At 64.6% G+C, this 14099-nt stretch carries 9 protein-coding genes; 5 read left to right on the forward strand and 4 right to left on the reverse strand.

Features of this window, described 5'->3' with window-relative positions:
• Window positions 1-28: 28 nt before the first annotated feature.
• Together F3089_RS12935 and F3089_RS12940 are read right to left on the reverse strand one after the other, a co-directional pair.
• Window positions 29-1762 carry a sodium:solute symporter family protein gene (locus F3089_RS12935; RefSeq protein WP_151441203.1) on the reverse strand — a complete coding sequence of 578 codons (1734 nt, stop codon included), beginning with the start codon at window positions 1760-1762 and terminating at the stop codon, window positions 29-31.
• 12 nt (window positions 1763-1774) lie between these two features.
• Window positions 1775-2053, reverse strand: a complete 279-nt coding sequence (locus tag F3089_RS12940; RefSeq protein WP_151441204.1) for a DUF4212 domain-containing protein — start codon at window positions 2051-2053, stop codon at window positions 1775-1777.
• A gap of 267 nt (window positions 2054-2320) precedes the next feature.
• On the opposite strand from F3089_RS12940, the gene acs reads away from it, so the two are divergent.
• The 3 genes from acs (at window position 2321) to F3089_RS12955 (ending at window position 6484) form a co-directional block, all read left to right on the forward strand.
• Window positions 2321-4285 carry an acetate--CoA ligase gene (gene acs, locus F3089_RS12945; protein WP_151441205.1) on the forward strand — a complete coding sequence of 655 codons (1965 nt, stop codon included), beginning with the start codon at window positions 2321-2323 and terminating at the stop codon, window positions 4283-4285.
• 178 nt (window positions 4286-4463) lie between these two features.
• Window positions 4464-5120, forward strand: a complete 657-nt coding sequence (locus F3089_RS12950; RefSeq protein WP_095616503.1) for a response regulator — start codon at window positions 4464-4466, stop codon at window positions 5118-5120.
• Between the two features lie 239 nt (window positions 5121-5359).
• A complete protein-coding gene (locus tag F3089_RS12955; RefSeq protein WP_192497380.1) occupies window positions 5360-6484 on the forward strand; it encodes an alpha/beta fold hydrolase in 1125 nt (374 codons plus the stop codon).
• A gap of 70 nt (window positions 6485-6554) precedes the next feature.
• Here F3089_RS12955 and F3089_RS12960 read toward each other — a convergent pair whose 3' ends face one another.
• Together F3089_RS12960 and F3089_RS12965 are read right to left on the reverse strand one after the other, a co-directional pair.
• Window positions 6555-10052 carry a hybrid sensor histidine kinase/response regulator gene (locus F3089_RS12960; protein WP_151441207.1) on the reverse strand — a complete coding sequence of 1166 codons (3498 nt, stop codon included), beginning with the start codon at window positions 10050-10052 and terminating at the stop codon, window positions 6555-6557.
• 32 nt (window positions 10053-10084) lie between these two features.
• Complete coding sequence (locus tag F3089_RS12965) at window positions 10085-10942, reverse strand: NAD(P)H-binding protein (RefSeq protein ID WP_192497381.1); 858 nt, start codon at window positions 10940-10942, stop codon at window positions 10085-10087.
• Between the two features lie 68 nt (window positions 10943-11010).
• Here F3089_RS12965 and F3089_RS12970 point away from each other — a divergent pair, with 68 nt between their 5' ends.
• Window positions 11011-11976, forward strand: a complete 966-nt coding sequence (locus F3089_RS12970) for a hydrogen peroxide-inducible genes activator (RefSeq protein WP_151441209.1) — start codon at window positions 11011-11013, stop codon at window positions 11974-11976.
• A 2-nt stretch (window positions 11977-11978) separates the two neighbouring features.
• Window positions 11979-14057 carry an ATP-dependent DNA helicase RecG gene (recG, locus tag F3089_RS12975; RefSeq protein WP_151441210.1) on the forward strand — a complete coding sequence of 693 codons (2079 nt, stop codon included), beginning with the start codon at window positions 11979-11981 and terminating at the stop codon, window positions 14055-14057.
• Window positions 14058-14099: the final 42 nt, after the last annotated feature.

The following is a 14099-nucleotide window of genomic DNA, read 5'->3' on the forward strand; positions in this document are numbered from 1 at the left end:
CACTGTCCGGGGGTTGAACCGTCAGGACTCAGTGACCGCCCGAGGCGATCGAGGAGCCCACCGGTACCCGCACGTCGTCCACGATGTGCTGGATGTTGTCCGGCGGTTCCGGGGTCATCTTGCACACGGCCATGGCGACGATGAAGTTGACGATGGCACCAACCGCACCGAAGGCGTTCGGCGAGATCCCGAAGAACCAGTTCGGATCCAGGTCGCCCAGGAAGGACGTGCTGGCGACGAACATGATGCCCTTGTGCTGGAACACGTAGAGCAGATTCACGGTCAGGCCCGCCAGCATGCCGGCGATGGCGCCTTCCTTGTTCATCTTCTTGTAGAAGATGCCGAACATCAGGGCCGGGAACAGGCTGGCCGCTGCGAGCCCGAAGGCCAGTGCCACTGTCCCCGCCGCGAAGCCGGGTGGATTGAAGCCCAGGTAACCGGCCACGGCAATGGACGCCGCCATTGAGATCCGGCCTGCGAGCAGCTCGTTCTTCTCCGAAATGTCCGGCTTGAACACCCCTTTCAGCAGGTCGTGGGAGACCGCCGAGGAGATGGCCAGCAACAGGCCGGCTGCCGTGGACAGAGCGGCGGCGAGGCCACCAGCGGCCACGATCGCGATGACCCAGTCGGGCAGCATGGCGATCTCGGGGTTGGCCAGAACGATGATGTCACGGTTGAGCTCGGTGACCTCGTTCTCCGCCTCGTTGGAGCTGTAGTTGATGGTGCCGTCGTTGTTCTTGTCAGTGAACTCGATCAGACCGGTCTGCTCCCAGTTCTTCACCCACTGGGGCCGCTCTTCGTAGACCATCTCGGTGGCCTCGGTGGTGCCGAAGGTCTCCATCAGGTTCAGACGGGCCATGGCGCCAACGGTCGGAGCGGTGGTGTAGAGAATGGCGATGAACACCAGGGCCCAGCCCGCGGAGGAGCGTGCCGCCTTGACCGTCGGAACCGTGAAGAAGCGGATGATCACGTGCGGCAGGCCCGCAGTACCGATCATCAGCGAGAGGGTGTAGAAGAACATGTTGATGCGGTTGTGTTCATCCACCGCCACGTACTCGGCAAAGCCCAGCTCGTTGAGGACCTGGTCGAGACGGTCCAGCACGTAGGTGCCGTGCTCGGTCAGCTGTGCCCCCAGGCCGATCTGTGGCAGTGCCCAGCCGGTCATCTGCAGGGAGATGAAGATTGCCGGAATGGTGTAGGCCAGGATCATCACGCAGTACTGGGCGATCTGGGTGTAGGTGATCCCCTTCATGCCGCCCATGACCGCGTAGAAGAACACGATCAGCATGCCGATCGACAGGCCCATCTCATAGCTCACTTCCAGGAAGCGGGAGAAGGCGACACCGGTACCGGTCATCTGGCCGATGACGTAGGTCAGCGAGGCCAGGATCAGGCAGATCACGCCGATAACGCGCGCAGTGTTGGAATAGTAGCGATCCCCCAGGAACTCGGGCACCGTGAACTTGCCGAACTTGCGCAGGTAAGGCGCCAGGAGCATGGCAAGCAGTACGAAGCCGCCGGTCCAGCCCATGAGGAAGACCGAGCCGCCGTAGCCGAGGAAGGCAATGAGGCCGGCCATGGAGATGAAGCTCGCCGCAGACATCCAGTCGGCTGCCGTGGCCATGCCGTTGGCAACCGGATGAACACCTTTGGATGCGACGTAGAATTCGCGGGTGGAGCCCGCCTTACAGTAAATGGCAATGCCGAGGTAGAGCGCGAAGGTGGCGCCCACGACAATGTAGATCAGTGTCTGCTGGTCCATGGTAAGCCTCTTTTACTTCGCGTCTTCGGTTTCCTGGACGCCGTATTTCCGGTCCAGCCGGTCCATGAGTTTCGCGTACACGAAAATCAACACCACGAAGGTGATGATCGAGCCCTGCTGTGCGAACCAGAAACCGAGCGGGTAACCGCCGATGTGGATGGCGTTTAACGCCTCCGCGAAGATGATGCCGCAGCCAAAGGACACAAAGGCCCAGACAGCGAGCAATCCACCGATGATGCGCAGGTTGTCGCGCCAGTACTGCTTTTTGAGTGTTTCATTCTGGAATGCCATCAGCATTTCCCCCCATTATTGTTGTCAACGCGTTCACGGTGGGATCACCGCTACGACACAGCTTTGACCGGCTGGGCACCAGTCTCCATACGACTTTGGTCTAAACTGCGTCACGCTTTTGTTAAGCCCTTGCCATGAAAGGGATAAACGCTTTTAGACCATGGTCTAATACCCAGAGCCGCCGCCCTTGCCGACACTGGCAGACACGATGCCTTTCCAATGAAGGCCCCGAATTGACCAACGAACAATGATTTTAAGGAGGCAGTGATGAGTGACGAAGCGGTCTACCCGGTCACGGACCACTTCCGGAACAAGGCGCTGATCGACAAGGACACCTACGAGTCCATGTACCAGCGTTCCATTCGGGAGCCAGAGACCTTCTGGGCGGAGCAGGCCAGGCGGCTCGACTGGATGAAGCCGTTCTCGCGCGTCAAGGATGTCTCCTTCGCCAGCAACGATGTGCACATCCGCTGGTTCGATGACGGCACTTTGAACGCGGCGGCCAACTGCATTGACCGTCACCTGGCGGAGCGCAGTGGTCAGCCGGCCATCATCTGGGAGCCGGACGAGGAAAGTGAAGACAACCGCGTCATCACCTATGCCGAGCTGCACGAGGAAGTTTCCCGCCTCGCCAATGGCCTGAAGTCGCTGGGCGTGAAGAAGGGCGACATCGTGACGCTCTACATGCCCATGGTGCCGGAGGCGGCCTACGCCATGCTGGCCTGCGCGCGCATCGGCGCCATCCACAGCGTGGTCTTCGGTGGCTTCTCGCCGGAGGCACTGGCCGGCCGCATTGACGACGGGGGCTCAAAGGTCGTCATCACCGCCGACGAAGCGCGCCGTGGTGGCAAGCGGGTACCGCTGAAGGCGAACGTCGATGAAGCGGTGTCACTGTGCAAGGAATCCAGCGTCGACAACGTCGTGGTGCTCAAGGCGACCGGCGGCAACGTCGATTTCAATGGCAATCGCGACATCTGGTACCGCGACCTGGTGGGCAAGCAGTCCGACCAGTGCGAACCGGAAGAGATGGGCGCCGAGGACACCCTCTTCGTGCTCTACACCTCCGGCTCCACCGGCAAGCCCAAGGGCGTGGTCCACACCACTGGCGGCTACCTGCTGCACACCTCCATTACCCACGAGTACGTGTTCGACTACCGCCCGGGTGAGGTCTACTGGTGCAGTGCGGACGTGGGCTGGATCACCGGTCACTCCTACGTGGTCTACGGCCCGCTCGCCAACGGCGGCACCACCATGATGTTCGAAGGCGTGCCGACCTACCCGGATGTGGGCCGCCTTGGCCGTATCATCGACAAGTACAAGATCGCCACCTTCTACACCGCGCCGACAGCGATCCGTTCACTGATGGCCGAGGGTGATGCCCCCGTGGCCAACGCCGATCTCAGCTCCCTGAAGCTGCTGGGTACCGTGGGCGAGCCCATCAACCCCGAGGCCTGGCGCTGGTTCCACCAGAAGTTCGGCAAGGGGCAGTGCCCGATCGTCGACACCTGGTGGCAGACCGAGACCGGCGGCATCCTGATCTCGCCGCTGCCCGGCGCCATCGACCTCAAGCCCGGCTCGGCCACCAAGCCGTTCTTCGGCGTACAGCCGGCGCTGATGGACCCCGAGGGCAACGAGATGGAAGGCGCCACCTCCGGCGGCCTGGTTCTGAAGGACAGCTGGCCCGGCCAGATGCGCACCATCCTGGGCAACCACCAGCGCTTCGTGGAGACCTACTTCTCCACCTATGAGGGCTGTTACTTCACCGGTGACGGTGCCAAGCGCGACGAAGACGGCTACTACTGGATCACCGGTCGCGTGGACGACGTCCTCAACGTCTCCGGCCACCGCATGGGCACCGCCGAGGTGGAAAGCGCACTGGTCTCCCACGACGCCGTCGCCGAAGCCGCCGTGGTGGGCTGCCCGCACGAGATCAAGGGCCAGGGCATCTACGTCTACGTGACCCTGACCCACGGTCAGTCACCCAGCGACGAACTCGCCAAGGAACTCAAGCAGCACGTGCGCAAGGAGATCGGCCCGATCGCCACGCCGGACGTCATCCAGTGGGCCGACGGCCTGCCCAAGACCCGTTCCGGCAAGATCATGCGCCGCATCCTGCGCAAGATCGCCGCGGACGAGTTCGACTCCTTGGGCGACACCTCCACGCTGGCGGACCCGAACGTGGTCGATGACCTCATCGAAGGTCACCGCGTCGCAGCCGGTTCCAACCAGTAAGCCGCCCTGTAGGAGCGAGCCCTGCTCGCGATTGATTGCGATCGCGAGCGAGGCTTGCTCCTACATGGTCCACGGTTTATTGCGCAGGCGCTGAACGAGGACTATCTTCAATGGGGCACCGACCTTGAGTCGCTGCCCCATTTCCGTATGAAACCGGTAAACGCGTGATGCCCCAATCATGACTACCCTGATCGTCGCCGACGACCACCCGCTGTTCCGCTCCGCCCTGAAGGATGTGATCCGTCAGGAAGAGCCTGATGCCACCCTCGAAGAGGCATCGGACTTCGGGGACCTGCAGTCGGTGATAACGCGGATCGGGGAGCCCTCACTGGTGCTCCTCGACCTCCACATGCCGGGCGCCCACGGTTTCAGCGCACTGCTTTTCCTCACCGCCCACTACCCGGACATCCCGGTGCTGATGATCTCCGCCAACGAGCGCGACGACATCATCCGCCGTGCTGCCGACCACGGCGCCGCTGGCTTCATCTCCAAGAGTGCCAGCATGGAAGCCATCGGCCAGGCCATCCGGAACGTGGCACGCGGTGACTTCTGCTTCCCGGACGGTGTTGACCTTGCCGTACCCGGCGTCAGCGAGGAGGAATCCGGCGTTGCGGATGCGCTTTCCGAGCTCACCCCGCAACAGTTCCGCGTTGCCACCATGATCAGCCAGGGGCTGCTCAACAAACAGATCGCCTACGAACTGAACGTCACGGAAGCCACGGTCAAGGCCCACGTCACCGAGATATTCCGCAAACTCGGCGTCCACTCCCGCACCCAGGCCGCCCTCAAGCTGGGCCAGCTGGACCTCGCCGACGTCTCCCAGGAAGAGTCCTGACTGGCTCGATTGCCGGGAAGGTCAATGTCTCTCTCTTAATCTTTGGTATGCTTTCTGGCGTCCACTAAAGAGTATGACCTGAGGGGGTGGGGAGTGCTCGGAGGGAAGCTCGGTGGCCATGGATGGCCACCGCGCAGCCTACATGGACGTACTTGTGGCGATTCCCGGAGGGCACTCCCCACCCCCGATGCAGCAAGGTCTCAGTCCCCAAGACCCCGGAGCCGGGAATGTCAGCATCCATGAATGAACCCCTGACCAGCTTTACAAGAATCACCCGCAATGCCCGCCAGCGCTTCCTCAACCCGGAAACCCTGGTGCAGGCCGAACAGACCCCCTACGAGGTCATCCACAGCGACGACCTCGTGAACGTCCGCTACTACCCACCGCTGCGTGAAAACCACATTCCGGTCGGCGACGACGACACCCCCATGCCCGTCCAGCGTGATACCCACAAGGTCCCGCTGGTCCTGGTCGCCCCGCTCGCGGTCAACATGTCCATCTACGACCTGTTCCCCAACCGCAGCCTCGTCAAATACCTGCGCGCCAGCGGCTTTGAGCTCTACCTGATCGACTGGGGCACCCCGGGCTGGGACCACAACCACTTCGACATCGCCACCTACTTCGCCGACTACTTGCCGGAACTGCTCGACGAAGTCCGGAAACACAGTGGCGCCAGCGACGTCTCCCTATACGGCTGGAGCTTCGGTGCCCTGTTCAGTTACTGCGCCGCAGCGCTGGACGAAGACAAACGCATCCGTAACCTGGTCCTGATCGGCAGCCCCTGCGACTACCACGCCAACGGCAGCATCGGTAAGCAGTACCAGCTGATCTCAAAGTCCCTGAGCTTCCTCGAGAACACCCTCGGATTCCGGGTCCACCAGACCAGGCGCCGCTTCTGGCGTTCCCCGGGCTGGGCCAACGCCACCGCCTTCAAGCTCACCTCGCCGATCAGCAGCCTGCGCAACTACCTGGACCTGGTGCGCAACCTGCATTCGGAAGAGTACGTGACCCGGAACGCCACCCAGGGGGCCTTCCTCAACGACATGGTGGCCTACCCCGGCGGCGTCATTCAGGACACTGTGCAGTACCTGTGGGTGGACAACTGCACGGCGCACGGGGATCTGCCCATGCACGACCCGGAGCACACCCTGAAGGACGTCACGTCGGACATCATGCTGGTGTACGGCGACAACGACCCGCTCGTCACCCCCGAATGCAGTCGTGCGCTCGTGGATCAGGTCTCAAGCCGCGAGATCGAGCAGGCTCTGGTACCGGGTGGGCACATGGGCATCCTGGCCGGCAGTGCGGCCCCCACCCACATCTGGCCAAAGGTGGTTGACTGGCTGGCGAAGCGCTCCGACTGACCCGCAGCGCCAGCACCTGTAGGAGCGAGCTTGCTCGCGATAATGTTAGTGCCCTGAAACGCCCGCAGGCTCAGTGTCCGGGCCGGCGGCGCAGCAGGCGACGCAGCGTCAGCCGCAGTGATGCCGCATCCACCGGTTTGGCCAGGAAACGGTAGCCCGCCTCGCGCACCGCGTTGCGGATGGGATCGCTGTCGTCGGCACTGATGATCAGAACCGGTACCTTCTCTTCCCAGTTGAGCGTCAGCGCCTGCGCCACCTCCACGCCGGTCTCCTGGTCCAGGTGATAATCGGCAATCACCAGATCCGGCGCCTCGGCCGGCCGTTTCTGCATGGCCTCACCCAGGGACTTGGCGGTGGTGACCCGGCAGCCGAACTGGGTCAGAAGGGCCTGCAGACCGGCGAGCAGGTGCGGCTCGTTATCAATGCAGATGACCTGAAGGCCGGTCAGCTGTGGATCCTCGGTCTGGGGCTGATCCCGGCGGGTCTGCTCCGGCGTGCCCCGCGGTGCGGTCAGCGCGAACATCGAGCCCTGCCCCTGGATGGATCGGCAGTCGATGGGATGCTCCAGCAGGCGGGCGATGCGCATGGCGATCGGCAGTCCCAGACCCAGCCCCTGGACCTCGCGTGTGGCGTCGGTATGGAGACGTTCGAACTCATCAAAGATGCGCTGCTGGTCCGATTCGGCGATGCCCGGACCGGTATCCCAGACCTGGATGCTCACCGACTGCGCGCTCTGGCGACAGCCCAGGACCACACGCCCTTCGCGGGTGTAGTTGATGGCGTTGCTCAGGAAGTTCTGGATCACACGCCGCAGCAGATGGGGGTCGGTACGGATCCAGAGCGAGCAGGGCACATAGTCGAGCCGTATCCCCTTGCGTTCGGCGGTCATGCGGAACTCGTTGATGAGCTCCTCCAGGATGGCGCCCAGCTCCACATTGCGTACTTCCGGTTCCAGGCGCCCGGAATCCAGCCGGGAGATCTCGCGCAGGTGGCTGATCAGGGTCTCGGCGGAGGCCAGCGCCGAATCAATGTGGCGCAGCTCCGGGGCCGCCTCATTGCCCTGCTGGCGCAGCAGGGTGGAAGACAGCAGGCGAGCCGCGTTGATCGGCTGCAGCAGGTCGTGGCTGGCACCGGCCAGGAAGCGGCTCTTGCTGGCATGCACCTGGTGCAGCTCACGCTCGATCCGCGCCCTGAGCTCATTCTCGTTCTGGAGGGATTCGTTGGCGGCGGACAGCTCCCGTGTCCGTTCGGCCACCCGTTGCTCCAGGGTATCCCGGGCGTCCTCGAGTTCCGTCATCACGCGGTGGTATTCGGAGACATCGTTGTACGCGGTCACATAGCCGCCGGAGGGGATGGGCTTGCCCCGGATCTCGATGACGCTGCCATCCGGCATATGGCGCTCCAGCCGGTAGGGGCGGCCTGAGCGCAGCATCTCCAGGCGCCGCTCCACGGCGGCATTGATGTTGTTGTCGCGCACATCCGACAGCAGGCCACGGGCGGCGTTGTACTCATAGATCCGTGCGATGGGGCAGCCCACATAGAGAAGCCGTGGCGGGTAGTTGAACAGGTTCTCGTACTGGCTGTTCCAGGTCACCAGTTCCAGGTTGCGGTCCACCACGCTGATCCCCTGGGGGACGTTTTCCAGTGTGGTCTGAAGAAGGTGGCGCGAGAACTGGAGCTGCTCCGAGGTGCCGCCCATCAGATCCACGATGTCCTCCATCTGCAGGGGCGTCTGGCGCTCCAGCAGCCGGATGGCACGGTGCGCGGAAGCCGCCCCGATGACGGACCCCAGCTTGGACTCCGTCACCCGCACGGTGTAACGCGTGGCCTTGTCGAAGGGCAGCAGGCGCTGCTCCTGGCTCTGCTCCAGTTCCGCCCAGAGCCGGTCGGACTCCTCCTGGCCAAGGACGGGGCGGATCAGCCCGTGCAGCTGGTGCAGGGTGATCTCGGTGGCAGACAGGTCCTCGTCACTGAGACCGTGGCCGGGCATGGGGTCGATGAAGGCCAGGGCCTGGCGTTCATCCAGGGCTGTGGCCCTGGAAACCCGGGAGACCAGGGTCATGACCAGGATATTGAGGCCCAGGCTCCAGACCACGCCATGGGTCAGGGGATCGAGGAAGTTCCCGAGACCCAGGAGGTTCTGCGGTTGCAGCCACCCCAGCCCCAGGGGCCCCTGGGTCAGCCAGCCATTGTCGGACTGGATGAGGACCGGCAGCAGCAGGGTATAGAGCCAGGTCAGCGTGCCCGTGAGCAGGCCGAGCAGGACACCGTTACGGTGGGCGCCGCGCCAGTAGAGCCCCGCCACCAGTGCCGGCATGAGCTGGGCGCAGGAGGTGAAGGCCAGCAGGCCCATGTAGGACAGCCCCTCGGTGAAGCGGGCCGCCTGCTCCAGTATCCACCCCAGCAGCAGGATGCCCAGGATCGAGGCCTGGCGCACCTGGCGCAGCACCGCCCCCAGGTCACTGCGTGGCCGGTCCAGGCGCTCCCGTATGCGCAGATACGCCGGCATGAAGAGCTCGTTGGAGATCATCAGCGACAGGGCGATGGTGGCCACCAGCACCATGGCGGTGGCGGCCGACATGGCGCCCACAAAGGCCACCGCGGTCAGCCAGGAGTGGCCGGTGATCGCCGGCAGGGCAAGCACATAGCTGTCTCCGGGGATGGCCATGCCGGCCAGGTGATGGCGGGCCGCCTCCACCAGGGGCAGCACCATAATGGCGAACAGTGCCAGATAGAGCGGGAACATCCAGCGTGCGCAGCGGGCCGAGGCCTCGTCATGGTATTCCACCACCAGGACATGGAACTGGCGTGGCAGGCAGACGATGGCGAGGGCGCTCACCAGGAGCTGGGTGTAGAAACCGGCATCACCGAAGGTGGAGAACGAGAATGGCGACGCCTCGCCCAGAGGCCGCATATCGGTCTCACCGGCCAGCAGCCAGATCGCGAAGCCGCCCAGCAGGATAAAGGCCAGCAGCTTGACCGCGGACTCTGCCGCCACCACGGCCAGAAGGCCCCGGTGGCGATTGGCGCCATCGATGATGCGGGTCCCGAAAGTGATCGCGAACCAGGCCAGAAAGAGGGCGGCGAAGAAACTGACGTTGTTGCCCAGGGCGAAGGGCACCTGCCAGTCGGAGATGTTCGCCGAGCTCCAGGCCAGGGCAATGCCGCGCAGCTGCAGGGCGATGTAGGGCAGGGTGCCGATCAGCGCGACCATGGTCACGAGTGCCGCCAGCTTCTGGTCCTTGCCGAAGCGTGATCCGATGAAATCCGCGATGGAGGTCACCCGGTTGCGGCTGCCGGCCAGCAGAAGACGCCGGATGAAGGGCCAGGCGAAGACGAACATCAGGATGGGGCCGAGGTAGATCGGCAGGAAGGTCCAGCCGCTGTCCGCCGCATTGCCCACGGCACCGAGGAAGGTCCAGGAACTGCAGTAGACGCCCAGCGACATCCCGTAGAGCAGGCCCCGCATGCGCTTCGGCCAGCCGCCGGTGCGCTCGGCCAGCCACGCCAGGGCCACAAGGATCAGTGCATACAGGCCGCCGAAAAGGATCAGCTCGTTACTCGCCATGATCTCCCTGGGTCAGAATGGACAGACGGACACTATGGCACAGGATGTCCAGTCATGCTGGCGTAGCCTTCCCGGAAGGTCGGGAACAGGAAGCGGTACCCCGCCTCCCGCAACCGGCTGCTGTCCACACGCTTGGAGCCGACACGGCTGTCGCGCCGGGCATCGGGCCGGACCGGATCACAGCTCATGGTCTCCCGCACCCAGGCAACCACGTCGCCCAGCCGGGCCGGTTCGCAGTCACTGGCCAGGTAGCAGTCCGCGAGGTCGTCGCCGTCCAGCGTCCGGTTGACCAGGTGGCAGAGCGCACCCACCGCGTCGTCTTCGTGGATGCGGTTGGTATAGCCGCTGTCCGGTTCGGGGGCGATGCTGCCATCGCGCATGCGCGAGAGCATGCCGTCCCGGTCGTTGCCGTAGATGCCGGAAAAACGCACTACTGTGCCGGGGATCGGGCTCTCCCCGAGGCGCTGCTCAGCAGTGAGCAGAGCGGAACCGTTGTAGCGCGGCGGCTCCGTGGGGCTGGTTTCATCCACCCATTCCCCCTGGTGCTGGCCATAGACCGCGGTGGAGGAGATGAAGAACACCCGTCGTGGTGGCCTGCTTGCGGCTTCCAGAACGGTCATGAGGTTGCTGGTGCCCTGCACAAAGGTCCGGTGGTAGCCCGTCTCGTCGTACTGGTCCGGTGTCAGGCAGATGATGGCGACGTCCACCTCCGGAACCCGCTCGCCCAGGCTGTCCGGGTCCAGCAGATCCCCCTGGATGGGCGTCAGGGGCAGGGGTACACGGCTGGCCTGACGCCTCAGACCGAATACCTGATGATGCTCGGCAAGGGCGGCGCCGATGCGCTGGCCGAGCCGGCCGCAGCCGGCCATGAGGATTCGTGCATCGCGCATTGCGCTGTCTCCGCTCATTTCATATGCTGCAATAGAAAAATTTAATCATCACCGGCCCGGGAGTGGCCATGACCCTTACCGAACTTCGCTACATCGTCACCCTGGCGCGGGAGAAGCACTTCGGCCATGCGGCGGAACGCTGCCACGTCAGCCAGCCTACACTCAGCGTGGCCGTTAGAAAACTCGAGGATGAACTGGGTATTGCGCTTTTCGAGCGCAGCAAGAACAGTATCCAGGTCACCGAGATCGGCCAGCGCATTGTGGAGCAGGCCCAGCGCGTTCTGGATCAGGCCGGTGTGATCCATGATCTGGCCGAGGACGGCAAGAACCAGCTCAGTTCGCCGCTCAAGGTCGGTGCCATCTACACCATCGGCCCCTACCTGTTCCCCCAGCTTATGCCGAGCCTGCGGGAAGAAGCCCCGGAGATGTCCCTTTTCATTGAGGAAGGCTATACCGGGGATCTGCGTCGCAAGCTCCGCCACTCAGAGCTGGATGCCATCATTGTGGCGCTCCCGTTCGAGGAACCCGAGGTGGTCACCCTGCCCCTCTATGATGAACCATTCGTTGTGCTGATGCCTTCGGATCACTCTCTGGCGGAATGCGAGCACATCGACAGCAGCCAGCTTGCGGACCAGCCCCTGCTGCTGCTTGGCCCCGGTCACTGCTTCCGGGATCAGGTGCTGGAGTCCGTCCCGGAGCTGATCGACACCATCAACCAGCGCCGCGAGACCGCCGGCGGGGTGGTGACCGAGGGCAGCTCCCTGGAGACCATCCGCCACATGGTGGCCTCCGGTCTGGGGATCACGGTGCTGCCGCTGTCGGCGGCCACCGCCATGAACTATCAGCCGGAACTGCTGGCCGTGCGGCCCTTTGTGGATCCGGTGCCTTCGCGGACCGTGGCGCTGGCCTGGCGGGTGACCTTCCCGCGACCCAAGGCGATCGATGCACTGGCCCACGCCGTGGCCCAGTGCCGTGACAGCAGTACCACCCAGGCGGCCTGTGGGCTGAGCCTGCGCGCACCCACCCGGGGCTGATTATGGCGGATCCGGCCACAGTGGATGTGACCGTGCTCAAGGGGGTTGGCAGTAAACTGGCCGCCACCCTTGAGCGTCTGGGGATCACCAGCCTTCAGGACCTGTTGTTCCACCTGCCCCTGCGCTACGAGGACCGCACCCGTGTTCTGCCCATGGGCCAGCTTCGGGTGGGGGATTCCGGGGTGGTGGAAGGTGAGGTGGTGAGTGCGGACGTGGTCCAGGGGCGGCGCCGCAGTCTCCAGGTGACCCTCCGTGACCGCAGCGGTTTCGTGGCCCTGCGCTTTTTCCATTTCAGTGCCGCCCAGCAGCGCCAGTTCGCCCCGGGCACCCGCGTGCGCTGCTTTGGCGAGATCCGCCCCGGACGGGCCGGGCTCGAGATCTACCATCCCGAATACCAGACCAACCCGGGGCCGTTGCCCACCGGCGACGAGGCCACGCTCACCCCGGTCTACCCGCTCACCGAGGGCATCCAGCAGCCCCGGCTGCGACGCCTGTGCGAGCAGGCGGTGGCCATGCTGGAACGCCACCCGGTGCGCGAATGGTTGCCGGAATCCGTGCTCGGCGAGTACCAGCTACCGGAGATCAACCAGGCCCTGCGGATGCTGCACCAGCCACCGGCGAGTGCGGACCTGGCCGCCCTGATGGAGCAGCGCCATCCGGCCCGTGACCGGCTGGTGATGGAAGAACTGCTGGCCCATCATCTGAGCCTGCTGAAACTCCGCGCCCAGGTTCAGTCCTGGCAGGCTTTGGCGCTCAACACCGGTGATGGCCGCCTGGTTTCCGGGTTCCTCGATGCCCTGCCATTCGAGCTCACCGGCGCGCAGCGGCGCGTGACCGAAGAGGTCAGCCACGACCTGGCCCAGCCGGTGCCCATGCTGCGCCTGGTCCAGGGCGATGTGGGCTCGGGCAAGACGGTGGTGGCCGCCGTGGCCGCGCTGCAGGCCATCGAAGCCGGCGCCCAGGTGGCGTTGATGGCGCCCACCGAAATCCTGGCTGAACAGCATTACCTGAGCTTCCGTGAGTGGCTGGCGCCCCTGGGCATTGAGCCGGGCTGGCTCTCGGGTAAGAGCCGCTCAAAACAGAAACAGGCTGTCCTGGCGCAGCTGGCCAGTGGCGAGTGCCCGCTGGTGATCGGCACCCACGCGCTCTTCCAGGAAGAGGTGGTGTTCAACCGGCTGGCGCTGGCGATCATCGACGAACAGCACCGCTTCGGCGTCCACCAGCGTCTGGCCCTGCGGGAGAAGGGCGCCAATGCGGAGACGGTGCCCCACCAACTGATCATGACTGCCACCCCCATTCCCCGCACCCTGGCCATGAGCGCCTACGCGGATCTGGACACGTCCGTGATCGATGAACTGCCGCCGGGTCGCCAGCCCATCGAGACCATCGCCCTGCCGGACTCGCGCCGGGGCGATGTGGTGGAGCGGGTACGCACGGCCTGCGCCGAGGGCCGCCAGGCGTACTGGGTCTGCACCCTGATCGAGGAATCCGAGGCCCTGCAGTGCCAGGCTGCCGAAGACACCGCGCAGCAGCTCCAGGCGGAGCTGTCGGAGCTGACCGTGGGGCTGGTGCACGGGCGCATGAAGGCGGCGGAGAAAGCGGAGGTGATGGAGGCCTTCAAGGAAGGGCGGATCGACCTTCTGGTGGCCACCACCGTGATCGAGGTGGGCGTGGATGTGCCCGAGGCCACGCTCATCATCATCGAGAATCCGGAGCGTCTGGGGCTGGCCCAGCTCCACCAGCTGCGTGGCCGCGTCGGGCGTGGCGAGCGGGCCAGCTACTGCGTCCTGCTCTATCACCCGCCGCTGTCGGACACCGCCAAGTCCCGCCTGCAGGCCCTGCGCGAGACCCAGGACGGCTTTGCCATCGCTCAGCGCGACCTGGAAATCCGCGGTCCGGGCGAGGTTCTGGGCACCCGTCAGACCGGGCTGATGGGGTTCCGTCTCGCGGACTGGGAGCAGGACGCCGGCTGGCTCGAGGACGTGCACCGGATCGGACCCCGGTTGCTGCCGGAACCGGAACGGGTGGCCGCACTGATCGATCGATGGCTGGGGGAGCGTATCCGGTACGGGGATGTCTGAGGTATCCTTCCGGAACGGATACAGAAAGCAGTAATCCCGGCC

The sequence above is a fragment of the Halospina sp. K52047b genome (genome assembly GCF_008709855.1).
Taxonomy (GTDB): Bacteria; Pseudomonadota; Gammaproteobacteria; order Pseudomonadales; family Oleiphilaceae; genus Halospina; species Halospina utahensis_B.

Bases quoted from the DNA above. Each gene is read 5' to 3' on its own strand.
- F3089_RS12935 (WP_151441203.1), bottom strand. From the start codon at position 1,762: ATGGACCAGCAGACACTGATCTACATTGTCGTGGGCGCCACCTTCGCG.
- F3089_RS12940 (WP_151441204.1), bottom strand. From the start codon at position 2,053: ATGGCATTCCAGAATGAAACACTCAAAAAGCAGTACTGGCGCGACAAC.
- acs (WP_151441205.1), top strand. From the start codon at position 2,321: ATGAGTGACGAAGCGGTCTACCCGGTCACGGACCACTTCCGGAACAAG.
- F3089_RS12950 (WP_095616503.1), top strand. From the start codon at position 4,464: ATGACTACCCTGATCGTCGCCGACGACCACCCGCTGTTCCGCTCCGCC.
- F3089_RS12955 (WP_192497380.1), top strand. From the start codon at position 5,360: ATGAATGAACCCCTGACCAGCTTTACAAGAATCACCCGCAATGCCCGC.
- F3089_RS12960 (WP_151441207.1), bottom strand. From the start codon at position 10,052: ATGGCGAGTAACGAGCTGATCCTTTTCGGCGGCCTGTATGCACTGATC.
- F3089_RS12965 (WP_192497381.1), bottom strand. From the start codon at position 10,942: ATGCGCGATGCACGAATCCTCATGGCCGGCTGCGGCCGGCTCGGCCAG.
- F3089_RS12970 (WP_151441209.1), top strand. From the start codon at position 11,011: ATGACCCTTACCGAACTTCGCTACATCGTCACCCTGGCGCGGGAGAAG.
- recG (WP_151441210.1), top strand. From the start codon at position 11,979: ATGGCGGATCCGGCCACAGTGGATGTGACCGTGCTCAAGGGGGTTGGC.